This window comes from Sphingobacterium sp. MYb388 (genome assembly GCF_037479535.1).
Lineage (GTDB): Bacteria > Bacteroidota > Bacteroidia > Sphingobacteriales > Sphingobacteriaceae > Sphingobacterium > Sphingobacterium anhuiense.
Map to the genome: position 1 here is coordinate 703,585 of NZ_JBBGYV010000003.1, position 25,098 is coordinate 728,682.

General features: G+C 36.4%; 20 protein-coding genes. 10 read left to right on the forward strand and 10 right to left on the reverse strand.

Features of this window, described 5'->3' with window-relative positions; all coding sequences use genetic code 11:
- The first annotated feature begins 7 nt into the window (after window positions 1–7).
- Together WH188_RS13360 and WH188_RS13365 are read left to right on the forward strand one after the other, a co-directional pair.
- A complete protein-coding gene (locus tag WH188_RS13360) occupies window positions 8–1,741 on the forward strand; it encodes a M64 family metallopeptidase (RefSeq protein WP_132769245.1) in 1,734 nt (577 codons plus the stop codon).
- Between the two features lie 59 nt (window positions 1,742–1,800).
- Window positions 1,801–3,249, forward strand: a complete 1,449-nt coding sequence (locus tag WH188_RS13365) for a hypothetical protein (RefSeq protein WP_168127603.1) — start codon at window positions 1,801–1,803, stop codon at window positions 3,247–3,249.
- A gap of 96 nt (window positions 3,250–3,345) precedes the next feature.
- Here WH188_RS13365 and WH188_RS13370 read toward each other — a convergent pair whose 3' ends face one another.
- The 4 genes from WH188_RS13370 to WH188_RS13385 all read right to left on the reverse strand — a co-directional run bounded on the left by WH188_RS13370 (window position 3,346) and on the right by WH188_RS13385 (window position 7,782).
- A complete protein-coding gene (locus tag WH188_RS13370; RefSeq protein ID WP_132769241.1) occupies window positions 3,346–4,815 on the reverse strand; it encodes a glycine--tRNA ligase in 1,470 nt (489 codons plus the stop codon).
- 130 nt (window positions 4,816–4,945) lie between these two features.
- Window positions 4,946–5,407 (reverse strand): thioredoxin-dependent thiol peroxidase, encoded by a 462-nt coding sequence (gene bcp / locus WH188_RS13375; RefSeq protein ID WP_021191329.1) that lies wholly within the window; start codon window positions 5,405–5,407, stop codon window positions 4,946–4,948.
- 36 nt (window positions 5,408–5,443) lie between these two features.
- A complete protein-coding gene (locus tag WH188_RS13380) occupies window positions 5,444–7,165 on the reverse strand; it encodes a M23 family metallopeptidase (protein WP_168127602.1) in 1,722 nt (573 codons plus the stop codon).
- Window positions 7,166–7,170: 5 nt separating this feature from the next.
- Entirely contained in the window at window positions 7,171–7,782 is a 612-nt protein-coding gene (locus WH188_RS13385; RefSeq protein ID WP_168127601.1) for a fumarylacetoacetate hydrolase family protein, read from the reverse strand.
- Window positions 7,783–8,074: 292 nt separating this feature from the next.
- On the opposite strand from WH188_RS13385, the gene WH188_RS13390 reads away from it, so the two are divergent.
- The 8 genes from WH188_RS13390 to WH188_RS13425 all read left to right on the forward strand — a co-directional run bounded on the left by WH188_RS13390 (window position 8,075) and on the right by WH188_RS13425 (window position 18,175).
- Complete coding sequence (locus tag WH188_RS13390; RefSeq protein WP_168127600.1) at window positions 8,075–8,587, forward strand: DUF6266 family protein; 513 nt, start codon at window positions 8,075–8,077, stop codon at window positions 8,585–8,587.
- 158 nt (window positions 8,588–8,745) lie between these two features.
- A complete protein-coding gene (locus WH188_RS13395; RefSeq protein ID WP_168127599.1) occupies window positions 8,746–9,396 on the forward strand; it encodes an HAD family hydrolase in 651 nt (216 codons plus the stop codon).
- A gap of 91 nt (window positions 9,397–9,487) precedes the next feature.
- Window positions 9,488–9,988, forward strand: a complete 501-nt coding sequence (locus WH188_RS13400; RefSeq protein WP_237682822.1) for a gluconate 2-dehydrogenase subunit 3 family protein — start codon at window positions 9,488–9,490, stop codon at window positions 9,986–9,988.
- Window positions 9,989–11,704, forward strand: a complete 1,716-nt coding sequence (locus WH188_RS13405; protein WP_168127598.1) for a GMC oxidoreductase — start codon at window positions 9,989–9,991, stop codon at window positions 11,702–11,704.
- Window positions 11,705–12,188: 484 nt separating this feature from the next.
- The gene (locus WH188_RS13410) at window positions 12,189–15,368 is read left to right on the forward strand and encodes a SusC/RagA family TonB-linked outer membrane protein (protein ID WP_206368536.1); all 3,180 of its coding nucleotides are present in this window, start codon (window positions 12,189–12,191) and stop codon (window positions 15,366–15,368) included.
- Window positions 15,369–15,382: 14 nt separating this feature from the next.
- Window positions 15,383–16,948 carry a RagB/SusD family nutrient uptake outer membrane protein gene (locus tag WH188_RS13415; protein WP_168127597.1) on the forward strand — a complete coding sequence of 522 codons (1,566 nt, stop codon included), beginning with the start codon at window positions 15,383–15,385 and terminating at the stop codon, window positions 16,946–16,948.
- Window positions 16,949–16,996: 48 nt separating this feature from the next.
- On the forward strand, window positions 16,997–17,242 hold the full coding sequence (locus tag WH188_RS13420) for a hypothetical protein (RefSeq protein WP_339424102.1): 246 nt from the start codon (window positions 16,997–16,999) through the stop codon (window positions 17,240–17,242).
- A gap of 36 nt (window positions 17,243–17,278) precedes the next feature.
- Window positions 17,279–18,175 carry a glycoside hydrolase family 76 protein gene (locus tag WH188_RS13425; RefSeq protein WP_339424103.1) on the forward strand — a complete coding sequence of 299 codons (897 nt, stop codon included), beginning with the start codon at window positions 17,279–17,281 and terminating at the stop codon, window positions 18,173–18,175.
- Window positions 18,176–18,217: 42 nt separating this feature from the next.
- On the opposite strand, the gene WH188_RS13430 is transcribed toward WH188_RS13425, so the two are convergent.
- From WH188_RS13430 to WH188_RS13455, 6 genes are all read right to left on the reverse strand, one after another.
- A complete protein-coding gene (locus WH188_RS13430; RefSeq protein ID WP_168127596.1) occupies window positions 18,218–20,026 on the reverse strand; it encodes a M60 family metallopeptidase in 1,809 nt (602 codons plus the stop codon).
- 339 nt (window positions 20,027–20,365) lie between these two features.
- The gene (locus WH188_RS13435; protein WP_168127595.1) at window positions 20,366–20,848 is read right to left on the reverse strand and encodes a carboxypeptidase-like regulatory domain-containing protein; all 483 of its coding nucleotides are present in this window, start codon (window positions 20,846–20,848) and stop codon (window positions 20,366–20,368) included.
- Between the two features lie 114 nt (window positions 20,849–20,962).
- Entirely contained in the window at window positions 20,963–21,949 is a 987-nt protein-coding gene (nrdF, locus tag WH188_RS13440) for a class 1b ribonucleoside-diphosphate reductase subunit beta (RefSeq protein WP_021191849.1), read from the reverse strand.
- A gap of 98 nt (window positions 21,950–22,047) precedes the next feature.
- Entirely contained in the window at window positions 22,048–24,153 is a 2,106-nt protein-coding gene (nrdE, locus tag WH188_RS13445) for a class 1b ribonucleoside-diphosphate reductase subunit alpha (RefSeq protein WP_132841062.1), read from the reverse strand.
- Window positions 24,113–24,520, reverse strand: coding sequence for a class Ib ribonucleoside-diphosphate reductase assembly flavoprotein NrdI (nrdI, locus tag WH188_RS13450; protein ID WP_206368532.1), 408 nt, complete (start codon window positions 24,518–24,520; stop codon window positions 24,113–24,115). Before nrdI ends, nrdE begins: the two co-directional genes overlap by 41 nt.
- A 30-nt stretch (window positions 24,521–24,550) precedes the next feature.
- Complete coding sequence (locus WH188_RS13455; RefSeq protein ID WP_021191847.1) at window positions 24,551–24,784, reverse strand: thioredoxin family protein; 234 nt, start codon at window positions 24,782–24,784, stop codon at window positions 24,551–24,553.
- Window positions 24,785–25,098: the final 314 nt, after the last annotated feature.

Below are 25,098 nucleotides of genomic sequence, written 5' to 3' on the forward strand. Positions count from 1 at the left end.
TATCGTAATGAATATCAGATTACAGCATTTCCTTTTTAGTTTTATATTTTTATTTCTCCTGTTTCCCAATTGTTTTGCACAGCGTTATGCGATCGATACGTTACAATATCAAGGTACTGATCAAAAGGTTGTCAACCTAGTGATCTTGGGCGATGGTTATACACAGGCGCAGTTGATGGATTTTGAAGAAGATGCCAAACGTTTCACAGATTATTTCTTTCAAACGGAACCCTTTCGTCAGTACAGTAATTACTTTAATGTATTCGCGATTAAAACACCGTCTTTAGAATCTGGAGCTGTACATGCTTGTACTGCCAGTGACTGTGTACACGGCAATACGGATTTGAGTCAATATCCAGCCCGCTTTAATAAGTTTACAAAAAAATATCCAGTTCCTATTGCATCACCTAATACCATCTTTGGAAGCAGTTTCGATAACGGAGGACTGCACCGGCTGGTGGTACCACAAAAGTATCAGGTTATCGAGCAGGTATTAAAGGAGCATATTCCCAATTATACACAAGTTGTGATTTTGGTAAACTCTCCCTTTTACGGAGGTTCTGGTGGTAAGTATGCGACAGCAACCGTTAACTTTATGAGTAATGATATTGCTGTTCATGAGATCGGTCATTCTTTTTCTATTTTAGCCGACGAATATTGGGCAGGTAATCAATATGCAATTGAAGGTCCTAATCGTAGTCAGGAGTCTGATCCGACAAAGGTTCCTTGGAAGAATTGGGTCGGGACACAAGGTGTTGGTGTATATTCTTACGGAGGATCAGGATCAAAGTCGACTTGGTTTAGACCGCATGAATTTTGTAAAATGCAATACTTAGTGGCTCCTTTTTGTGCTGTTTGTCAAGAAGTTTTTGTAGAGACCATACATCAGAAAACAAATCCAATTCTAGCTACCCTGCCAGTCGCGAGTAAACCTGTAGATGCAGATAGCATGTCTGTTTTCTCTTTAAAATTGTTAAAACCATCCCCCAATACACTTGAAGTGAAATGGTATCTTAATAATCGGTTAATTGATCAAAATATTGACTCTATTTATTTGAATATGGGTATGCTTGAAGTGGGTGTAAACCAATTAAAAGCGATTGTGAAAGATACAACTTCATTAGTTCGTATCCATTCTCATCAACAGCATGTTTATGAAACAGTATGGTCTATTAACAATAAAATGGACTGCGCACTCGCAATGCCACTTTCAAACTGGGGCGATACGCTCGAGACCTGTTATAATGGCGGACAGGTACTATCCATAAAACATGCAAGTCGTGGATTGACTTACAATTGGTATAGCGAACATCAATTAACAGTTCCTTTCGCTACTGGATCGAATGTGAGTGTCAATAATATCCATGAATCTACTGTTTATTTCGTGGAAAGTATGTGGCAGGGCAAAAAATCTGAAAAAAAGAGAATATTAGTTAAAGTTTTTGATAAAGTTGAAAAACCAAAAGGTGCGAAAGTACGATTCGATAAGAAGTTGAATAAAATACGTGTTACTTTGAGCGAAAAGATTGATGATCGTTACAATTACTTATGGTGTAACGAAAATGGTACATTATTATATGAATGGGATGAGTTTAATGGCGAATATGTTTCTCCAAAAGGAAATAACAATGAATTACTGTTAAATAAATCGAATTCAAATTCAAAAATATATGTGATAAAAGTTAATAAAACAACAACGTGCCGTAGTGAAAAGTTGGAGATTTTAATTTCAAAGTTTTAATACTCTACTTAAGTAGGTATCTTTAAGGTTATTTATATATTATAAACCATAGATATTTTATGAAAAAGAATGTTAAATTTAATTTTAACATATTTTCTTTGGTATTCATCTTTTTATTAGCCGTTGCTTCATCATGTCAAAAGAACAAGAAAATTTCAGATGAATTAGACGAAAATGTGTTCTCAGTAAAGTTCAAAATTAAAGATTTTGAAAGTATTGTATCGCCGCTTCAAAGGGCAAATGGCGCTAGGAAATTAGTTTCCTCAAAAGCCTCTGTTAATTCTCAGGAAGAAACTTTATTTAAATGGGACTTCGATCTAGGAAATGCAGATCCTATTATTGCATTTAATCCGTTACCTGTTATTGATTATAATAATGGGAAAGTTGATTACGGTTTTACCGCAGGATGGCCTACTACAGGCAAATCAATTAGTTTTAGAGGGGTGGAGTCAATCCTTTTTAAACTTCCCGCACAGCAGATCGAATTGCTCAGTAATCTGAGTCTAGATGTGAATAGTTCGGGGACAGGTCCACGTGCCTTATTGATCGATTATTCGACCGATAAGGGTTCAAACTTTTCGAAATTGTCGGATACGATTCACTATCCACTGGATTTAACAAGCACCGGTATATCAAAGCTCCCAATCTCTCAATCTCTGAATGCGATACCGGTTATGGGTAAAGATGCCGTTTGGATACGTATACGTTTGTATTCCGGTAAACGCCCGCCTGGAAGCATTTATAATCCGACCAGCAGTACATTTAAACTTGATAATGTTTTGATTACTGGAGTTGTGAACGATACAGCATTACAAAACAAATTATATTATCATATTTATAATGCTTCAGGTAATGAACTGGTCAAACAGGGCGGTATCTCAGCAGCGGAAACTTTTGCGGTTGATCTGCCATTGGGGACATATTATTTGAGTGTACTGACAAAAAATTCCAATAGTCCTATCGTGTTTGCTAATAGTACCAATCGCAATGGATTTTATATCAGTAATTCATTTATGGAGAAGGAAGCCGAGATTTATGCGGTTCGAGATACCTTTGAGGTTAAACAGTCTATAGAAAGGACATTGCTATTAAAACGTTTATACAGTGAGGTGAAAGTAGAGTTTACCGATATAGTTGATTTAAGTCATATTGATAGTATCCGAATACAGCAAAAGCATCCCGGCTTTTATTATTATCCCTTTAGTAACAGCAGCAACAGTCAGTTGGATGCGACTTTCTTGAAGATCGAACCCAATTTTACAGAGAATAATAAAAGTTTCTTTTTTAATCAATTTATGGGGTTTCATGATACAAATAAAACGATCAAGTATGAACTCACCGTTTACGAAAAGGGATCTGTTATTAGATCATTTGAATTAAAAAGTGAAGTTAAGAATAATATGCAGGTTCTTTTTAAGGGCTTATTATTAGAAGAAATCAATCCTGGACAAGGATTTATAATACGGAAGAATGAAAAATGGGATGGAAACATCGATGTTGATTTTTAAAGTTAAATATCGACAACCAACGTTGTTTAATTAAATTTCGAAACAAAAAAAGAGCTTGCCGTTCAACAGCAAGCTCTTTTTTGTTTATTTAAGAGATTACAATACTTTTTTCAAAAGTGTGTTCCAACCAACTAGATCAGCAACAAATTTCTCTAAGTCTGCAATTGCTACACGTTCCTGTTGCATGGAGTCACGGTGACGGATCGTAACCATATTGTCTTCTAATGACTGATGGTCTACTGTGATACAGATTGGCGTACCGATTGCATCTTGACGACGGTATCGTTTACCAATTGAATCTTTTTCATCATACTGTACATTGTAATCCAATTTTAATACAGCCATAATCTCACGTGCTTTTTCTGGAAGACCATCTTTTTTTGTTAAAGGTAAGATGGCCGCTTTAACAGGTGCAATTGCAGGAGGGAATTTCAATACGACACGTGAATCTTGCTTTTCAGGTGTTGAAAGATCTTCTTGAACCAATGAATTACATAGAACTGTTAAGAACAGACGATCTAAACCGATAGAAGTTTCGACTACGTAAGGGATATAGTTCTGATTGATCTCTGTATCAAAATATTGCATTTTTTTACCAGAGAATTCTTGGTGTTGTTTTAAATCAAAATCAGTTCTGGAGTGGATACCTTCAACCTCTTTAAATCCAAATGGGAAATTGAATTCAATATCTACTGCCGCATTCGCATAATGAGCTAATTTATCGTGATTGTGGTAACGGTAGTTATCAGGGTTGAAACCTAAAGCTAAATGCCATTTAAGACGAGTTTCTTTCCATTTATTGTACCATTCCATTTCTGTACCTGGGCGAACAAAAAATTGTAATTCCATTTGTTCAAATTCACGCATACGCATAATGAATTGACGAGCAATAACTTCGTTACGGAATGCTTTACCAATTTGAGCAATTCCGAAAGGAATTTTCATGCGGCCAGTTTTTTGAACATTTAAGAAGTTAACAAAAATACCTTGAGCAGTTTCGGGACGTAAGTATACTTGTTCAGCACCATCTGCCATAGCACCCATTTGGGTAGCAAACATCAAGTTGAACTGACGTACATCAGTCCAGTTTTTAGTTCCAGAAACAGGACAAACGATATTGTGATCTTCAATAATAGTTTTTAAACCAGCAAGATCATCAGCATTCAAGGCAACGTTCAATGCTTCTAATAGCGCAGCCGCTTTTTCAGTTTTACCATCAGCTTCGTAACGCGCTATTTTATCTTCGATCAATTGATCTGCACGGTAACGTTTCTTAGAATCTTTGTTGTCGATCATTGGATCATTAAACCCGTCCACGTGGCCTGAAGCTTTCCAGGTCGTTGGGTGCATAAAGATAGCAGCATCGATACCGACAATGTTTTCATGCAATTGCACCATGGATTTCCACCAATAGGTCTTTAAATTATTTTTTAATTCAGAACCTAATTGACCATAATCATAGACAGCACTTAAGCCATCATATATTTCACTTGATTGGAATACAAAACCATATTCCTTAGAGTGGGATACTATACTTTTAAAGAAGTCGTCTGTTTGTTTGCTCATAAGTAGCAAATATAAATATTAGTATTTAGATTTTAGATAGTCGTACTTAGATAATGATAATCGTATGCAGGCCATGTATATAAATGCATGGTCGGTTGCTGTTTTATCATGATTCTAGTACTGTCAAATATTATTTTATAAGATCGCGAATTTGTTGAGATGCATTCTTATTGTCCACCTTTTTAATGATGTGAGCAATATTTCCTTGTTCATCAATAACAAATGTTGTGCGTGCAGTTCCCATATACTTTTTACCGTACATGTTTTTTTCTACCCAAACACCATAATCATTGACAATTTTCTGATCTTCATCAACCAGTAATTGAAAGGGAAGTTCATGTTTGTTGATGAACTTTTGATGAGAAGCTTCTCCATCGATACTTACCCCGATAATTTCAAATCCATCTTTCTTTAAAGACTGATAATTATCTCTAAAATTGCAAGCCTCTGTTGTGCAACCTGGTGTATTATCTTTTGGGTAGAAATATAAAATCACCTTCGTTCCAATAAAATCTGACAAAGAAATACTTTCTCCATTTTGGTTCTTAGCCGTTATTGCAGGCGCTTTCTGTCCTATTTCTAATGTAGCCATATGTGTTATTAATTAATCTAATGAACAAGATACTGATTATCTGGTGAAACTTGCTTCATAAACTCTGACATTATCTTTCCAGTCTTTGACCTCCAGCTTAAAGCTATGTTTTCCGGATCCTAAAGTGGATTCGAAGTTATGCCAGATATGACGATTTTTTGGGTCATATTTCATCAGCACCCATTCGCCATCAATGTAAGCATTGAATGACTGTATCCCGGATAGATTATCAGAAATGGTAAAGTCAATTTGCTTTTGTGCACTGACATTTTTATTGTTAATGAGATTACGGGCTATGATGGTTGGAGCTATCGTATCAACTGCTACATAGAAGTCGCCAAAACTGCGTACCAACGCTGTTACTAAACCATTTTCATATTTTCCACCCTGTGCACCACCATCTGTTGAAACGAGAAGAGCTTTACTGTACAGTTCTTTCGTCAGGTCGGCAGTTGGCCTAATACTTAATGTGTAAGAACCAAATACAGGCGTAAATTTATTATGGACGCGATGTAATTGAGAATAACCGTTGGCTGGTTTTTGACCTTCACTATAAGTAAAGTTTAAATTGTCATATAGCGTATTTTTGGGTATGGTTACTTTAAAATTGTCTGCTTGGTAAATGTTGTCCAGTAGGAAGTTGAAGTATTTACCAGCGTTTGACGGATTGTTTTTGACTACATAGTTTGCATTTCGTCGCACTTCGAAATTTATTTCTGTGGCATTGCCCTGAACATCTTTGACAACATAACGAACCTGATGTACTTTATCATCTTTAAGTTCCATAACACCGCTGTTGTCCAATTGTGCATAGATATCGATTGGATTTCCCGGTTGCTTAAAACTCTTTTGTACACGTACATTTGATTTTTTCCAATAAGGATAATCGATATAGGAATGGATAGCACGGGTCTTATCAAAAGGAATAGCTTCGAAAAGTACAGTACTGATATTTTTATTATCTAAAAATAATTCTATTGAATATACACCGTAAGTAAAGGAGATTCCTTTACGCCTATCTACGGTGTTGATCCCTAAACCAAATTTACCATTAACAGGAATCGGTGAGCTACCGGCAAGACTATAATTTCCATTGGCCAATGCTTTTACAGTCTGATGCCTTCGGGGTGTATTTTCATCGAAAATTGGATTGTCCAGATCATATAGTGTTACACCTCGTATGATAGGCTTAATACCATCTGGAAATGTAAGTCCAAAAAGTTGTGTGTTGAAAGGAAGCTGCTGTTTTGTATCGCGAATTTCAAAATGAAGATGTGGACCTGCAGATCCTCCTGTATTTCCTGAGTTTGCCAGAAGTTGTCCTTTCTTCAATTTGAACTGACCAGGTTTTAGAAATAGGTCGACGTCAAAACGTTTTTGTTTATACTGCTCTGCTTTTATAAAAGCATTGAGCTCATTATTGAAGCTTTCTAAATGTAGGTATACAGAAGTATAGCCATTGGGATGATCGAGGTAAACGGAATTCCCTCCACCCCCGATCTGTACACGGATACGCGAAACAAAACCGTCTGCAACGGCATATACTGGTATATTTATTTTTTGTTGCGTCCGATAGTCATCACCGCCATGGAAATGTGTTGCTCTCAATTCTCCGAATGAACCCGAGGCTTGCGGAGCAATATCCATAGGCGGTCTAAAATAATTTTGAGGGTATTGACGATGTTTGATGATATCCTGTGGATGGAGTGTGTTGGAAACAAGTGCAAACATCCCGATTATTGCGGTTAATTTTTTCATAGACCTTACTTTATGGTGCAACTAAACATTTGTTTCTCACCAATAAAACCAACTAAAGTATCACCGATTACAACGGGACCAACTCCTGCAGGAGTACCTGTGTAAATAAGATCTCCCTTTCGTAAAGTAATGAACTTGGAGATATAAACTATCAAATCGTCATATGAAAAAATCAGATCCTTTGTATTTCCCTGCTGCACGGTTTCTTTGTTCTTTAGCAAGGAGAAATCAAGATTTTTAAGATCATCAATCTCTTCCTTTGGAATCAACGGGCTGATGACAGCTGAGCCATCAAAAGATTTTGCTAACTCCCAGGGAAGACCCTTCTCTTTGTGTTTTTGTTGTATGTCTCGCGCTGTGAAGTCAATACCGAGTCCGATGGCATCAAAATATGTGTTTGCGAATTTTTGGCTTACATGTTTTCCTTCTTTACAGATGCGTAATACGATTTCCGCTTCGTAGTGAATGTCGTTAGAAAACTCTGGATAATAAAAGTCTTTGTTATCCTTCAATAAAGCGGTGTCGGGTTTCATGAATACAACAGGCTCTTGTGGGATAGGGTTGTTCAGTTCTTTAGCGTGGTCTACATAGTTACGGCCTATAGCAATGACTTTCATCTTGATCTTTCTTAAAGTAAAGCACCTGGATATATGCGTTGATGGTGCGGAATATACAAACTTAGCAAATGTAGAAAGTAATTCAAATTGATTCGGATCAAATTGGGAAAGTGTTATAATTTAATAGGGAGTTAATAGGGGGATAATAGGGGGATAATAGGGGTATAGCCCTACTAACTCCCTATTAAAACTGACTAAACAATATTTTATACCTAAATTAATGTATAATTTTGTATATATTTGGTATTGAGGAGTGTAAGAGGATTTGAAAACCAAATAACTATTTAAACCAATGGCAATTCAAGAGAACGGTCCTAATGGACCTTTTAAAGGTAAAGTAGGTTCAGTATATGGCTATAAGCTCAATGGTCAAAATATTATTAGAGGTGCTCGAAATAAAAATAGAAAGCCTCCAACCGAAGCTATGTTAATGAATCAGCAGAAGATGAAGGTTGCGAATAATTTTATTGTATCTGTAAAAGCTTTAATGCAGTATGGCTATCGTCATCAAGCTCCAAAGGGAAGTATAATTGGACCATTTCAGACAGCGCAACAACATATCTTAAAGGACACGATGGAGCTGGATGCTGATTGCCAATATTATGTTAATGTTGAAAAAGTTTTTGTATTTAGAGGTCCGCTTTCTCCTCCGACAGGTTGTTCTGTTGAAAGGCATGGCAAGATGTTGCATATGAAATGGATCGTTAATGCCGATTATAAGGATAAAATGTACAAAATGAGCTTCGCATTATTTAACACAAAAGAATTTATGCAACTTGACATCGGTGTCGCTGAGGTTAATTAAGGCTCTTGTACAGTACCATTAATTGGATCTTTTGACGAGAAAACTCCCATTCACGTATATTTTGTAATATGGGATTCGTACCTTGATTTAAATTCCGATTCGGTGTATTGCGGCATAGTTGAGTAGGAATTGCTCTTTGGTTTGACTATTTTTAAAGCATGAAAGATTTAAAAGCCGTATTTTTTGATTTTGATGGGACATTGGTGGATTCTGAACGTTTTTATTTTGAAGCATGGAAGCCAATTCTTAAGTATCATTTTTCAATTGATTTAGATTTTGAGACTTGGATTCAACATTTTGCAGGACATACTTTAGCGCGTAATCTATTGACGATGAAAGAGCTCTGGGACGTAGAGGTAAAGGAAGAATTTATGTGGAAAACCACCAGGGAAAATTATGCGCAGCAAGATATGCTGAGTATCCCCCTAATGCCCCATGCAAGAGAATTGATTCATTTTTTGGTTGAACAGGATATTCAGATCGGATTAGTGACTTCTAATTTTAGGCCAACTGTAGATCGCATGTTGACACATTATGATTTACATGAGCATTTTTCCTGGTTTGTAACTCGTGAGGATGTTGTTAATCCAAAACCTAATCCATCTTGTTATGAAAACGCATTACAGTTATCGGGCTTTAGTAGGGAAGAGGTCGTTGCTATAGAAGATACTGCAACAGGCGCGAGAGCGGCAATCGATGCCGGATTGAAGTGCATTGCTGTCACAAAACAAAAAGCTGAGCGTGATCGTCTGGATTTTGCAACCTATCTTTTTTCAGACTTAAAAGAGGTTAATGCTATCCTGAGGTAGCTTTTTGCATTTTTGTTACAAAAAATTAATCGTTTTAGCTTTGTTATTTTTAATATTATCTTTAATATTACAGCAGTAAGAACACCTTATTATGATGAATCGAAGAACCCTTGTTAAGCAATTGTTTATTATTGCTGGAGGAATTGCTCTATTGCCATCTTGCCTTCGTGAACAAGGAGGAGCATCTATTGTGCTCCAAAATATTAAGTTATCTGCAACAGATGAAGATTTCCTTGCAAAATTAGCTGAAATACTGATCCCTAAGAACGACTCTCCTGGTGGATTAGAGCTGAACTTACATCTGTTTGTGATGAAAATGGTTGATGATTGTGAAAGTCCAGAAAACCAACAGGTATTTGTAAAGGGCATGCAGGCATTAAAGGACAATTCCGAATCGCAGACTTCAGAGGAGCTTTTAACCTCGATAACAACTTTGGAGGGTCAAAAGGAGGGAGATGAAGTTGCTTTTTTTAAGATATTCAAAAATCGGGCTATTCAAGGATATTTAAATTCTGAATACGTGATGAAAAACAAGTTGATATACAAATTGATTCCTGGGCCTTATCAAGCTGCGGTAAAATTGAAAGCGTAAATGGCAAATATTAATATAGACAGTCAAAAAGATAGAACCTACGATGCAATTGTGATTGGATCGGGGATTAGCGGTGGTTGGTCTGCGAAAGAATTGTGTGAAAAGGGATTAAAAACTTTGGTATTGGAGCGTGGCCGTGATGTCAAGCATATCAAAGATTATCCGACAACCAATATGAATCCCTGGGAATTTGAACATCGTAATGAGATGCCTTATGCGATCAAACAGGAGAATCCGATCGTTAGTAAATGTTATGCTTTTCATGAAGATGCTGCTCATTTTTTTGTAAAAGATAAAGAGCATCCTTATGTGCAGGACAAACCTTTTGATTGGATTCGTGGTTACCAGGTAGGTGGCAAATCGTTGTTATGGGCAAGACAGACACAGCGTTGGTCTGACTTTGATTTTGAAGGCCCAGCCCGCGATGGTTTTGCTGTTGATTGGCCGATTCGATATGCCGATTTAAAGCCATGGTACGATTATGTTGAAAAATTTGCTGGGATTGCAGGAGATAAGGATGGTTTGCCGGAATTGCCTGATGGCGAATTTTTACCGGGCTATCCGCTTAATATGGTTGAAAAATATTTCAAACAATCCGTTGCATCCAATTATCCTGAACGGAAGTTAATTTCGGCACGTTGTGCACATCTTTCGAAGCCTAATCAGATTCATTTTGATCAGGGACGTGTGCAGTGCCAAAACCGTACATTATGTCAGCGTGGCTGTCCTTTTGGAGGCTACTTTAGTTCCAATGCGGTGACATTGCCATGGGCAGCAAAAACGGGTAATATGACCTTGCGTCCTTTTTCAGTTGTGCATTCTATTTTATATGATGAGCAAAAAGGGAAAGCTGTTGGCGTTCGTGTTATAGACACCAATACGAAGGAAGAAATCGATTTTTATGCACGCGTTATTTTTGTTAATGCGGCAGCAATTAATACAAATTTGATTTTATTGAATTCTAAATCAAATCGTTTCCCGAATGGATTGGGTAATGATTCCGGTGTATTGGGCAAATATGTTGCTTTCCATAATTATAGTGCCCGGATTTATGCGGAGTATGAAGGATTGCAGGACTATACAACGGAAGGACGAAATCCTGCGGGCGGTGGTTATATTCCACGGTTTAGAAACTTGCATAAGCAGGAAACAGATTATCTCCGCGGATATGCCGCAGGTTTTGGTGCATATCGGGGTAAAGACAGTGACCGAAGCGGAGCAGGTGAATCGTTAAAAAATAACTTACTGAATCCAAAGCTTGGAAATTGGCAGGTTGGCTCTCACATGATGGGCGAAACTATACCAAAAGAGTCTGGACAGGTAACCTTGGATACAAAGAAAATGGATGATTGGGGAATTCCTCTACTCCATATTGCTGTCGATTACGATGATAACGATGCAAAGATGAAGAAGGATTATCTTGATACAATGGAGGATATGTTCCAGACTGCTGGGTTTACAAATATCCGACGTGATGACGGTAACCAGGCTCCAGGTCTTGATATTCATGAGATGGGTGGAGCACGAATGGGATTGGATCCTAAAACATCGATGCTGAATAAATGGAATCAAGTTCATTCTGTACCCAATGTATTTGTTACAGACGGTGCAGCGATGACTTCCACCTCTACACAAAATCCTTCTCTAACATATATGGCTTTTTCGGCCCGTGCAGTGGATTATGCTGTAAATGAGATGAAAAAAGGAAATATCTAAAAAATTTTAAAGATTAAGTTTTTTGAAAAAAAAACTTAATCTTTAAAATTAAAGCACTAATTTAAACCAATCTTAATTATCACAAATTAAGATAAACCAAACCAAATATCTTCACATCCGGTTTATGATACGGCTTAAGGAATGATATTTACAATTTATTTGCTAAAACGATTAAACAAATTATGATATGATGACCAATTTATGTTCGAAACTAAAATGAAAAACTGAATACCCTTTTATCCATTATAATTAACAAACTGAAGTAATAATTTTGTCTGAGTGTCTTTGAAAGGGAATTCTAGCACAATATTTTTTACTCTAAATAGCTAAAACGATTAAACTATTATCAAGCTAAGGATACCTATGCTTGAAATTTTAGATGTACTGGCTATATACGTTGTATAATTAAAAACCAATAAGCAAACATGTTTCTTCTTTTAAACGGTTGAAACAAATAAATAAATCTAAAATCACTTTAAAAATTATGAACAAATTTGACGCAAGAACATTTTTGCAGTTGAAGAAAAATTCTAAATTGTTTTTTTCTTTAGCTGTTATTGCTGGATCTATGCAACAGGTAAATGCCTCGTCCGCTACTTTGTCGGGGTATGCGCATGTATCAAAAGCAAAAGAACTTGTTGCTAAGCAAGGACAGGTTAGTGGTAAAATTGTGGACAGTAGCGGAAACCCAGTTTCGGGTGTAACGGTTTCTGTTAAAGGAACTTCTGTAGGTACCCAGACTTCTGAGACCGGTAGCTTTAGTATTAATGCGAAAGTAGGGGATATGCTGGTCATATCTTCAGTTGGATTTAAGACCGCGGAGACAAGAGTAAGTAGTACCTCAGGTTTAACCATTCGATTGGAATCTGCCGCAGATGTGCTGGATGAAGTCGTGGTAGTCGGTTATGGTACTATGCGTAAATCGGATGTGACAGGATCTATTGCAATGGTGAAAGGTGCTGATATGATTAAAAATCAAGGATTTAGTCCGCTAGATAATTTAAGAGGGAAAGCATCGGGGGTAAATATTTTCTCCAATTCCAGCCAGCCAGGTGCTTATGGTAATCGTGTTATCATTCGGGGTGTTGCTACGATTAATTCTTCATCAAATCCGCTTTATGTAGTGGACGGTGTGGTGATGGAAGATTTTCAATTGCTCAATCCGAACGATATCGAAAATATCGAGGTATTAAAAGATGCTTCGTCTGCAGCAATTTATGGTGCACGAGGTGCAAATGGGGTTATTTTAGTAACTACTAAGCGTGGAAATAAAGATGGAAGACGTACCATCAGTTACCAAGGTTCGGTAGGGATAAGTACTCCACAACGTTATATGGATCTTCTGAATGCGCAGGAGTGGACAGATGCCTTTATGATTGGATTAGAAAATGAAAATAAATATCAAGCTAAATTTTTAAAAGACAAAGATAAAGACTGGAAACCTTGGTCTTTAGATAGAAAAGATTGGTTTAATGACCCTGATTATTTTGATGCCAATGGTAATCCGCTTTATGATACCGATTGGCAAAAAGAGGCTACTCGTACTGCAATTACCCATAATCATCAGTTAAATATTCAACAGGGAGATGATAAATCTTCTGTAGGAGCATTTTTGAATTACACTGATCAGCAAGGGGTAATGAACAACACTTGGAACAAGCGTGTTAACGGAAAGATGGCGTATGATTCGAAACCGACTTCTTGGTTATCAACAGCAATAAATTTATCTGTAAACCATACTTGGGGCCGTTATACTCCTGAAGATGGAGGTGGCCAAGATGCAAGAAGAACAATGATTGAAATGTTACCTTGGTATCCTGTACGCGATAAGCTTGGAAAGTATACAAATTCTTCTTCTTCAACAGTTTCAAAAACTTTAGGATTTGAAGGGATGTCGAATCCCGTTTCTATTTTAGATCTACAAAAGCGTATGCGTTACAATACGCAGATTTTTGGAAATGCCGCGTTGACATTTCATTTAGCCGATGGGTTAGATTTAAAAACACAATTGGGTGTTGATAATCATCAAAAAACTTATCGAGGTTATTCCTCTGTATTGCTGAATAATATATCTGCTCCAAATGGTTGGGCTGAGATTAATCATACCAATACTTTTTACTGGCAAGAAGAGACTTATTTGACTTATAATAAGCAATTTGATAAGCACCGCATTAATGCGATGGCCGGTTTATCTTGGCAGGGACGGACCTATGATTATGATAATTCAAGAACTGAAGGTTTTCAGGATGATTTCTACGAATACTATAATATGGGAATTGGTACGATCCCATCGGCACCAGGATCAAACTGGAATAAATGGACTATGAATTCCTATTTCTTACGGGCGTCCTACTCATACGATAATAGATATTCTGCTACTGTTACCAGCCGTTATGATGGATCATCTAAATTTGGGGAGAATAATAGATATGCTTTTTTCCCGTCAGCTGGTTTAGCTTGGAATGTGTCCAATGAAGATTTCTTGAAAGGTAACGAAACGATCAGTAATCTGAAATTGCATACGAGTTATGGCTTAACAGGAAACTCTGAAATAAGCCCATATAAAAAACTTGCAAATGTAGAAGGAGGAACCATTTTATTAAATGATACCAGACAGCCTTATTCTTTTGTGAATACGATTGCTAATCCAGATTTAAAATGGGAAAAAACAGCACAATATGATGTTGGTGTTGAATTGGGTTTATTTCAAAATCGATTGAATTTCGATATGTCTTTTTATCATAAGAAAACTACAGATTTATTACTTGACGCACCTATTCCAACAGCAACAGGTTTTCCTTCAGTGATGAAGAATATCGGATCAGTTCAAAATCAAGGTTTAGATATGATGATAACAGGAACTATAGTTGCCAATGAAAACTTTAGCTGGAAATCATCTTTAAACATGAACTATAATAAAAATAAGGTATTGAAATTGGGTGATAATAATGCCGACATCTTAATGAACAGTTGGGTTGGTGGCGCCAATAGTATTATTCGTGTAGGAGAAAATTTAAATAGTTTTTATGGTTATCGTAGATTAGGTGTTTATACACAGGCAGATGTTGATGCAGGAAATGCCGAAATACATCAAATCGGAAGGGCTAAACGTACGACAGAAAAAGAGATTATTGGAAAAGGACTGCCAGATTGGACAGGAAGTTTTATTAATAACTTAAGTTATAAGAATTTTGATTTAACATTAGATCTTCAATTTGTAAAAGGTGTAGATGTTATGCAACAATTTTACCACTCTACTTATGACCGTTTTGGAATTACCAATGGTTTAAAAGAAATTTTAACAGATGCCTATAATGGAAGTAATCCGAATACAATGCAACAGGCTATTTACTTGAGTAATGGTGGTCATGCAGGTCAAGATACGAATGTCGATGATGCTTGGGTAGCTGATGGATCATACCTACGTGTGAATATGATTCAGTTGGGGTATACATTCAAACCTGAAGCTTTGAAGAGAGTCGGTTTATCAGCGTTACGTATATACACAAATGCTAATAATCCATTTTTATTGACCTCTAGTAAATTTAAAGGGTATGATCCGGAGAGTACTTCGCAAGGAGAGAACCAATTTGGCCAGAATATGACTTTTTTCTCTTATCCAAGAGCAAAAACTTTTATGTTAGGTCTTAATGTTACATTTTAATTTTGAAAAATCTAATGAAGAAAAATAAATTGTTTTTGTTGTTATTAGCAGGGCTAGCGCTAACGACATCATGTAATAAATTTTTAGAAGAAGCACCTAAATCAACAGTTACTTTAGGATCATACTATGAGACCGAAGATCAGGCAGAAGCAACAATTAATAGTTTGTATAGAAGAGGAGCTTCTCAACGGTACTCTTTTGCTTCTAGTGCATATATAGGTCCAACGGCATCAATAAATACCATGTTAACAGGCTATTTCACTAATAGTTATGAGGGGCAGGAACGTATTTGTTTGTTTTCGCGAGAATTGACTCGTCAAAATAATACAAATTTGATTTCTGGTACCATGAATACCATTTGGGATGAATCGTATAAAACAATTAATATCGCAAATGCAGGATTGAAGTATGTACCTATAATTCCGATGTCTGATCAAAGTAGAAGCTTACTTTTAGCAGAAGCGAAATTCTTTAGAGCCTACAATTACTTTTATTTAGTAAAAACTTTTGGTGATATTCCATTATCTGCAACTGTAATTGAATCTTTGAATGATGATCTTTATTTAGAAAGATCTCCTGCTGCAAAAGTATATGAATTAATCGAGGCCGATCTTAAAGAAGCAGTAAATGTTTTACCAGCAGTTAAGTTTGCCAGTAATGGGCACCGCGTTACAAAATTTGTTGCGGCAATGACATTAGCGAACGTATATTTACAGCAAGGAAAATTTGCTGAAGCAGCAGCAATGGCTCAGATAGTGGTTAATTCTCCTCATAAAATGACGCAAAACTCGGATCTTGCAAGTAATAGTGCTTATAACCAGTTGCGTAAGATCGATGATTTAGATGAGGTGATTTATGCTCAAGAGTATAATGCAACCATTAGCAGCAGCAGCTGGTGGCCAACATATGGATTTAGTTCGTCTGCAGTATCCGTATTTGATAAATATTCGATCTTTGAACGTGTTTTTGGTCCCACAAAACAATTTTTAAATGTGTACGATACAAAAGATTTGAGAATTAAACCTAATCAGTTTTTTCACTGGTCTTATACGAATCCAAAAACATTGGCGAAGTGGGAATCTACTGAAGCTGGTATTTGGTATTATGTGGATGAGGATGCCTTATTAACAACTGGCAAAGGAACAAAAGATTGGAATTTTTACCGCTATCCTGAAGCTTTGTTGATTGCTGCTGAAGCAATTGCTAAAAGTGGCGGTGTTACACCTGAAGCAGCGGGCTACTTAGCGCAGGTTAAGGCCCGTGCGAATACAGAAGGTAAAACTGTTGCTCAATTTACTTCTGATTTACAAGCTTTATCTGTTGATAATTTTGTGAAAGAATGTTGGATTGAACGCTTGAGAGAGTTTCCATTGGAGTTCAAGATGTGGGATGATATTGTAAGAACGAAGATGTTTCCTGTTATCTCAACTACTGATGCTGGTAAAATAGATTTTGTACCCCTTATTGGTGCTAAAAATGCATCAGGTGCAGTATTTAAAGATTCTGATCTATTATGGCCAATATCACCGGATGAAATACAAAGAAATCCTAAGTTAAAACAAAACGAAGGTTATAAATAGCATAATGAGGCTGTCCAATCAAATTGGACAGCCTTTTTTAAGGATCTAATGATGAGAATATTTAGTTTTTACCTACTTTTTAATATTACACTTTTGGCGAATGGTTTACAGGCACAGGAAAAAGTACACTTTGATGTTGCAGCCGCGCAGACTATGAAACAGATTTATCATTTATTTGGCAATGTTGAAAACCAGCTTCTATTGGAAAGGTTTCCTTTTGATGAGGGTTTTAAAGCCGATTATTTGAATAACACCGAACAAGCATCGCAGCAAAAGAAATATGCTTATCTATAGCCTTTTTCGGGTAGTTTTTCAGCTGTTAATGCTTTGATGGAGTTGCCGAAGAAAAAAAGAGAATTTCAGAATGTACTCGATCAAAAAGTATTGGTCGGCCTTGCGGGGTATCGTGATCAAAAACGCCTTCCTGTGGGATATGCATCATACTTAAATAACGCTCCTGTTTCCGATCGCTTTTATGATGATAATATCTGGCTCGGTATTGATTTTACGGATAGTTATTTGTCGACGAAAAAACAAGATTATCTTACTAAAGCGAAGGAAGTGTGGGCGTTTGTGATGAGTGGTGAAGACGACCTAATTGGTGGTGGTATCTACTGGTGTGAACAAAAAAAAGAATCTAAAAATGCATGTTCTAATGCTCCTGCGAGTGTATTTGCGCTTAAGATGTATGAAGCAACGAAGGATAACCACTATTTGGAAGAGGGCAGGAGACTTTACCATTGGACCAAAGAAAAATTAGAAGATCCTAATGATGGCCTTTTTTGGGATAATATGAGCTTAAATGGACATATAGATAAAGCAAAATACTCTTATAATTCGGGTCAGATGTTGCAAGCAGCGGCTTTATTGTACCGGTTGACTCAGGAGAAGCAATATTTGATGGATGCTCAAAAGCTCGGAGAAGCCTGTTATTCTTATTTTTTTCAAGATGTCACAGGACAAGAATTTAAATTGTTAAAAAACAGCAATCTATGGTTTCATGCTGTGATGATGCGGGGATTTATCAGTCTATTTGAACAAGATCATAATCCTAAGTATTTGGCAGTTTTTGCTAATAATCTGCAATATGCCTGGAACCATATGCGAGATGAAAAAGGTTTGTTCTATACGGACTGGACACTTAAAGATAGGAAGGAAACGAAAGGGTTGCTAGATCAGTGTGCATTTGTAGAGATGTATGCGCGACTGGCAAAACTTGGATACTAATAAAAAAATAGGCTGATTATATCAGCCTATTTTTTTATTAAATTATAATACATTGATTCTTTTTCCATCCCATCCCACAGCCTTGACCTGTGTTGTACCTTTTGGAGTATGAACGGTTGTGCTGGAGACGTCATTAGACCCAGCTCCTACAAATGCAATTTTTACAAGTTTATCACCTGCATAGGTTTCAAATGCTACAGCATTTTTCCAAGCGCTGTTTTGAACAATGATTTTATCTTCTTTTTTCTCGAAACCAGAACCTTCGATCCCGTTTAAGGGCAGTCTATTTTTATAAATTGAAGTGCTGTTTGCAGTAATATAATGTAATACCGGTGTGGAAGGTTTCTTATACTTAGATGCATACTGTTTTACGGCTGCAATATCAGCTGCTGTGATGGTCATCTGTGCGCAGGTATAATCATCTACCCAAAGGTCAATAGGGATAAGCATTCCAGACTGTTCAAAGAAATCTGTGAGATCTAATTTTGACGCATCACATGCGTTTTTGATAAACTCGAGCTGGTAGTATGCGTCTTGTTTAGTTGCTGTTGCTGGAGCATTAATTGCTTTCGTAAAGATATCACCATAAAAGTTTTTGTTCTCCCATGAATTTCCTTTTCCTGCGACATTGAAGTACAGCTGTAATTGCCAAAGTGGAACTAGTTTTACGAAGTGATCTCCGCCCCAATCACGTGGACGTTGGCGATCCCACCTGTCTGGGCCGGCTTGTGTTAACCAGGGTTGACGGTGTACAAATGCAGATTCCATATAAGCAGTGATACGGCCTCCAATTTTAGGTTCATCATAGTCTTTTAAGCGTTCTCGTTCTAATTTGGGACTATGGCTGTTATACGTATATTGTGTCCATACGGAATAGATGTTATTGGTTACCTCTGTTGTACCTACCCATTTCATATTAGGCCTTACTTGGTTGACATGACCAAACTCATGCGCTACTCCCCAAGAATTTTTCCTAAGATTAGCCACATTTGCGACATCTTTCATGGTATTATCGTGAAATGCAGCGCCGATACCATCAGCATGCATAAATCCTTGCCAGATAACACGGCCAAACATTCTGTTCTTCGGAACTCTTTTTGTTTGTGTCAACCCCATGATTTGGTGCTGGATACCAATTATAGAATCATAAAGTTGGATCAGTTCTACTCCTTGATGGGGTGCATTTTCTTGTAATGATTTTACCGAATATGCAAGTTGTACTTGTTTTCCTACAATATCTAAGATGGGTCCAGAAGCATTTCCTAGCATACGATCCCAATCTTTATTGGTATGCTTACCTCGTTCAAATACATCATTCACTTTTCCACCAAGTATGTGAATGTTGATCTTTTTTGAAGATACTTTGTCTTCTGTGAAATATTGAATGTAAGCATTTCCTTTATTTTCAATTTTCAAAGCATTATAGCCTTCTTTTAGATTGTAGTCTTTTTGTTTGAAGTTTTTATCATCCCAGTTTGTTACGCGTAGCGCAATAGTGCTTCCATTGGTTTTTCCAACCCATACAATAGCTTCATCTCCTGCTGTGAAGTAAATACCAGTAGGATTTTCATATTGGGAGTAAGGGCTTGTTTTAAGTCGATTGCTTAGGCTATTGGGAGATTGATAATTTGTATAAGCGCGTAAACGTTTTTGAATGGGGTAAGATCCCTCTTTTAATTGTCTAGCAGCCTGCTTTAATATCAAATTATTGATATTTTCAATGTCCTGATCTCTGGCATTCTTTTTTAATTGACTGTAATCGTCTTTTGCAAATACTTGGCTATACTGTTGCTGAGCGTAAGACTGTACAGTTATTACAGTTATCAATAAAAAAGTAAATAGTTTATTCATCGTTATTGAATTGGTTTGAAGGTAATTTCAAATATAATCCAAAAGATAGCTTTATTTATGACCTTCATTTAAGACAAACGATTGTGTAATATAGGTTTTACTATTTATAATTTTTTCCATATTTCTTCGGTTACCCACACGGAGTTTGGAAGTTGATATTTCACTCTTATCTGGTGGTCTTTTTCTGTTTTGGAATAAAATAAGATATTGGTTATCCCTTGCAGTGATTTATCATATGAATAATCGATGTCTTCATATATCTGATTATTTAATGCTGTAAATCTACCTGATAATTGTTTGGATCCATTTGAACTGGTAATTATGAAGGATCGATCTGCGTTATACTCTTTTATATTGCCAAAAGAAGTTTTTTCTCTTGGTACTGTGCTCTGTCCCATCGGATAGAATCCGAATGTTAGTGATTTCAAGAAGTTTCCATTTACCGACTAAAAGTTTATCAAATCCTGCTGAAACAATGACTTCTTCCAGTTGATTGGCGGGCCTTGGTATTAATTTTAAAGTTGTTATCTCGTGAGTAAGATCGCTGGTTTTTATAGTGAGCATGTTATAATTGAGATGCGATATGCGTATATTTTTACTTTGTGTATTTCCTAGACGTGCAATTCCATTTTCATCCGAAACGGTTCCATTATTTTCCTCTTCTAAAAATATACTTGCTTTGGGTATGGGGTGTGATGTTGTGGCATCAAGCAGAATAATTTTTTTTAATTGGGCTTGGCACAGATGGGTGCAACATAAGTATATAATTAAAAAGCTTAGAAATACAAGTGTGCCTGAAGGCTGTTTTTGCAATGTGGTCATAATCGTCAGGTTTAGGTTATCTACCTATATGACTACGACGGATTCAATTAGTTTAAAATAAAAATTCCCTTTACATAATCTGTAAAGGGAATCGCTATAATGGAATTTAGATAGTTATACGTTGACCGTGGCATCCATTTTAAAATCGTCATCTTTCAGGTGTACGATTTCCATTGATTTTTCGTAGTTTGTTGATTTTTTCGAGAAGAAATCATGTTGCGTTGTTTCTGTATTTAGGCCATTTAAAACAATTGGGTTCACCTGCTTCACTTCAAAGATCGGATCAAATCCAAGATTCATTAATGCCTTATTACCGTTGTAACGAACATATTCTTTTACCTCTGCTGTTAAACCAACTTCGGTATAGATTTCCTCTGTATATTTCATCTCGTTGTCGAACAATTCGTTCAATAAATTGATGAATTTTTGTTTCACTTCTTCTTGATTTTTTAGTTTTTTGAAGACTTCTTGTGCCATTAATCCAACGAAAACACCGTGGATAGACTCATCGGCAATAATTTTTTTGATGATATCTGCTGAAGCAACCATTTGTCCTTGACCACATAACCACAATGGTAAGAAGAAACCTGAATAAAATAGAAATGACTCAAGAAGCACTGAAGCTGCCAGTGTCATAAATAATTCTTCATTTGTTGGATTCTTTTTGTCTAATACATGGTAATAAGAGTCAATGGTGGATGCTTTGAATTGCAAAAATTTATTTTGTTCAACCCAACCAAAAATATCATTGATTTCGTTTGTAGTAGATACCGTTGTAAAAATAGTCGAATATGATTTTGCGTGGATCGCCTCCATCATACACATATACGATAATACAGCCTTATTTTGTAACGATTCTGTATGTTCGATGATTTTTGGCATTCCTGTATGGCTCTGTAAAGTATCTAACAAAGTCAATCCGCCCAATGCTTTTTTGTAGCATTCTTTCATTTCCCAGCTTAATCCTTTCCAACTATCAATATCTTTTGAAGGGATATATTCGGTATCAATCCAGAATTGTCTAATATTTTGCTCCCAAAACATCAAGGCATAATCATTATCTGGCGTATTCCAGTTTACAGCAGTATATTGTTTACTCATTATTTTACAGCGAGAATTATTGAATGTATATGTTAATAGCGCTATTCAAAAGTTTTAATAACTTTTGAATAGCTTATGGGTTTTATTTTAAATGAAGTTTATGCTGAACAAGAAACACAATCTTCAATAGATGACTTACGTGTACGCGTATAATACAATGATTTTAATCCTAATTTATGTGCATAAATGTAGTATCTAGATAGATCACGTGTATTATCTTTAGAATTTGTATGTAAAATAGTACTTACTCCTTGATCAATGTGACGTTGGATTACAGATACTAATTTAAGTACCTTGAATTGATCCATGTCGTATGCCGATTTGAAGTAGAAGTAATTATCATTTGTCAAATAAGGCATTGGGTAATAGGTTGTACTATCTCCATATTCGCGAACTTCGATGATATCCACAATCGGCATAACAGAAGCGGTTGCGTTCATGATATAAGATGTAGATTGGTTCGGTGCAATAGCCAAACGATAAGCATGATAAATACCGTGCTCTTGAACTTCTGCTTTCAATTTTTCCCAATCTTCAATTGTTGGAATATGTACTCCTTCAAATAATTCTTTAACCTTATCTGTTTTTGGCAAATAATCGCGTTCTGTATATGTGTTGAAATATGATCCATCTGCATAAGCTGACTTTTCAAATCCTACAAATGTTCTTTGACGGTCACGTGCGATTTCCATCGATGCTTCCAAAGAGTAGAAGTTCATCATCATAAAGAATGCATTGGCAAAGTCTAATGCTTCCTCCGATTCGTACATAATAAAGCTTTTCGCTAAATAACCATGTAGATTCATAGCTCCAAGTCCTACTGAATGTAATTCTTTATTTGCTTTGGCGATAGAAGGAACCATTTTGATATCTGTTACATCAGATACCATTGTTAAAGCACGCATTGCTAATTTAACAGATTCTTTAACACGCTTATTATCCATTACGGTAGCAATATTCAAGGAACCTAAGTTACACGAGATACCATATTTGATTTGATCTTCTTCTCCGTAGATATTTATTTCTGAAACTTCAGACACCTGCATGATCTCAGTACATAAGTTTGAGAATTTTACTTTACCAATGCCATTCAATGCATGAGCACGGTTGGTGTTTTCTTTGTAGAAGATATAAGGATAGCCGGACTCTTTTTGTGTCTGTGCAACCTTTACTAACATGTGACGGGCGTTGATTTTCTTTTTCTTGATATTCGGATTGGTAATCAACTCTTCGTACATCTTGTCCATATCCATTTCATCCAATGGAATGCCGTATTCCAGCATCACAGTATGTGGATATATTAAGTAACAGGCTTCATCTTTTTCAGCCAACTCCATGAATTTATCAGGAATAATGATACCTATAGAAAGGGATTTGATACGTACTTTCTCATCCACATTGATTTTTTTACAGTCTAAGAACTCTTCAATGTCAGCATGAAAAATGTTTAAGTATACAGCTCCAGCACCAGGACGCTGACCCAGTTGGTTGGCATATGAGAAAGTATCTTCCATGATTTTCATGATTGGAAGAACACCTCCTGCGCGACCTTCAACTCCTTTGATGGCTTCGCCACGAGCACGAATTTTCGAAATATTGAATGAAACTCCGCCTCCGATGGAAGATAATTTCATTGCTGAATCAACCGCATAGCCGATACCATTTAAATTGTCACCAATTTCATCTAAGAAACAAGAAACCAATTCTCCAGAACGTTTTTTACCTGCATTTAAGAATGTTGGTGTTGCTGGTTGATATTCTTGATTGATGAATAATTCGGCATAAGCAATTGCTTTTTCTACACCTTCGTGACGCGCTAAAAATAAAGCTACTGCTACGACACGGTCTTCATAACGTTCTAAGAACTTTTCTCCAGAATCGTCTCTTAACGCATAGCTTTGGAAAAATTTAAACGCAGCCATGAAAGAGGCAAAGCGGAATTTTTTTGCGAAAACAAAATTATAGACCGTTTCCATTTCTTCGTATGTAAACCATTCGTAGAAATTGATATAGTAATTTTGCTCAATTAAGTAATCGATTTTTTCTTTTAAAGTATAAAAGAACACCGTGTTCTTATTTACATACTCTAAAAAATAGGCACGTACGGCCTCTTTATCTTTATGTAAGCTAAACTCGTCATCATGTTTAATCATGATTTCGTTGTTAAGCAATATCCAGTTTTTTGCTACCTCGTTTGCTACCATCGCAGTTGTTCTTTATGATGTCAATAAATTGGTTAATATCCTCCATTGTACCAGACAATTCAAATTTGAAAGCCAATGGGATGTCAAAGTCAGCTGAAATTTTATCAGCGGCAAGTCCAAAGTTCTGTCCCCAGTTGCGGTTCCCGCTCGAAGTGACCGAATATATTTTAGACGCGTTTGCTGTCATAAATATGCGGGTCGTTTCGGGCATTTGTCCGAAATTAGTTGTGAACGTTACGAGATGCCCCGATTCTTCAGCAATAAGATCTGTGGTTATTTTATGAGCATGCCAGCCTGTGATTTGGGTAAGCTTGTCCATAAAACGTTGCACATTTCCAGTTTTGCTATCGTAATAAATATGTATCATGGATTATAAAAATTTGATACCAGATTATTATTATAATGCGATCGCTCCTAATTCTTCAGGCTTAAATCCAATGATACGGTGTTGAATTTCGTCATTTTCCAAAACGATTACGGTCGGAACTGTGCGAACTTTAAATTTTGCAGCTAAATCTGGTTGGTCAAATGGGTTGATAGACTCATATTTGATACCTTTTTGATCTAGATATGCAGATACTTGCGCACAAGGTGCACAATCGTTTTTCTCGAATTTGATGATTCTTGCCATGATTATACTTAAATTTAAAAATCGCGCTTCCTAAAAGAAGGCGAGTTGAGTTGAATGATTTTAACAAGTTTGAGAAGCCTAATTTCCCAACTCTAACAAATATCATAAATTTAATTTGAAGCTGTAATTTGACTTTTCCACATTGGTGGAAAAAAATGATCGATATAGGGCTTTGCGCATGCGGAATATTTGTATTCGCTTGGTTATCAATATTAATTTAATGTTGATAACTTTAGAAGATAGAAAATATCTGTATTTTAAGAATCTTTTTTTAGTCTAATATTTATGTCATAAAGTGACTACACTTTCTTCGT

What these genes read in the sequence shown, in the direction of transcription:
- WH188_RS13360 (WP_132769245.1), top strand. Translation starts at nt 8, where the DNA reads ATGAATATCAGATTACAGCATTTCCTTTTTAGTTTTATATTTTTATTT.
- WH188_RS13365 (WP_168127603.1), top strand. Translation starts at nt 1,801, where the DNA reads ATGAAAAAGAATGTTAAATTTAATTTTAACATATTTTCTTTGGTATTC.
- WH188_RS13370 (WP_132769241.1), bottom strand. Translation starts at nt 4,815, where the DNA reads ATGAGCAAACAAACAGACGACTTCTTTAAAAGTATAGTATCCCACTCT.
- bcp (WP_021191329.1), bottom strand. Translation starts at nt 5,407, where the DNA reads ATGGCTACATTAGAAATAGGACAGAAAGCGCCTGCAATAACGGCTAAG.
- WH188_RS13380 (WP_168127602.1), bottom strand. Translation starts at nt 7,165, where the DNA reads ATGAAAAAATTAACCGCAATAATCGGGATGTTTGCACTTGTTTCCAAC.
- WH188_RS13385 (WP_168127601.1), bottom strand. Translation starts at nt 7,782, where the DNA reads ATGAAAGTCATTGCTATAGGCCGTAACTATGTAGACCACGCTAAAGAA.
- WH188_RS13390 (WP_168127600.1), top strand. Translation starts at nt 8,075, where the DNA reads ATGGCAATTCAAGAGAACGGTCCTAATGGACCTTTTAAAGGTAAAGTA.
- WH188_RS13395 (WP_168127599.1), top strand. Translation starts at nt 8,746, where the DNA reads ATGAAAGATTTAAAAGCCGTATTTTTTGATTTTGATGGGACATTGGTG.
- WH188_RS13400 (WP_237682822.1), top strand. Translation starts at nt 9,488, where the DNA reads ATGATGAATCGAAGAACCCTTGTTAAGCAATTGTTTATTATTGCTGGA.
- WH188_RS13405 (WP_168127598.1), top strand. Translation starts at nt 9,989, where the DNA reads ATGGCAAATATTAATATAGACAGTCAAAAAGATAGAACCTACGATGCA.
- WH188_RS13410 (WP_206368536.1), top strand. Translation starts at nt 12,189, where the DNA reads ATGAACAAATTTGACGCAAGAACATTTTTGCAGTTGAAGAAAAATTCT.
- WH188_RS13415 (WP_168127597.1), top strand. Translation starts at nt 15,383, where the DNA reads ATGAAGAAAAATAAATTGTTTTTGTTGTTATTAGCAGGGCTAGCGCTA.
- WH188_RS13420 (WP_339424102.1), top strand. Translation starts at nt 16,997, where the DNA reads ATGATGAGAATATTTAGTTTTTACCTACTTTTTAATATTACACTTTTG.
- WH188_RS13425 (WP_339424103.1), top strand. Translation starts at nt 17,279, where the DNA reads ATGGAGTTGCCGAAGAAAAAAAGAGAATTTCAGAATGTACTCGATCAA.
- WH188_RS13430 (WP_168127596.1), bottom strand. Translation starts at nt 20,026, where the DNA reads ATGAATAAACTATTTACTTTTTTATTGATAACTGTAATAACTGTACAG.
- WH188_RS13435 (WP_168127595.1), bottom strand. Translation starts at nt 20,848, where the DNA reads ATGACCACATTGCAAAAACAGCCTTCAGGCACACTTGTATTTCTAAGC.
- nrdF (WP_021191849.1), bottom strand. Translation starts at nt 21,949, where the DNA reads ATGAGTAAACAATATACTGCTGTAAACTGGAATACGCCAGATAATGAT.
- nrdE (WP_132841062.1), bottom strand. Translation starts at nt 24,153, where the DNA reads ATGGTAGCAAACGAGGTAGCAAAAAACTGGATATTGCTTAACAACGAA.
- nrdI (WP_206368532.1), bottom strand. Translation starts at nt 24,520, where the DNA reads ATGATACATATTTATTACGATAGCAAAACTGGAAATGTGCAACGTTTT.
- WH188_RS13455 (WP_021191847.1), bottom strand. Translation starts at nt 24,784, where the DNA reads ATGGCAAGAATCATCAAATTCGAGAAAAACGATTGTGCACCTTGTGCG.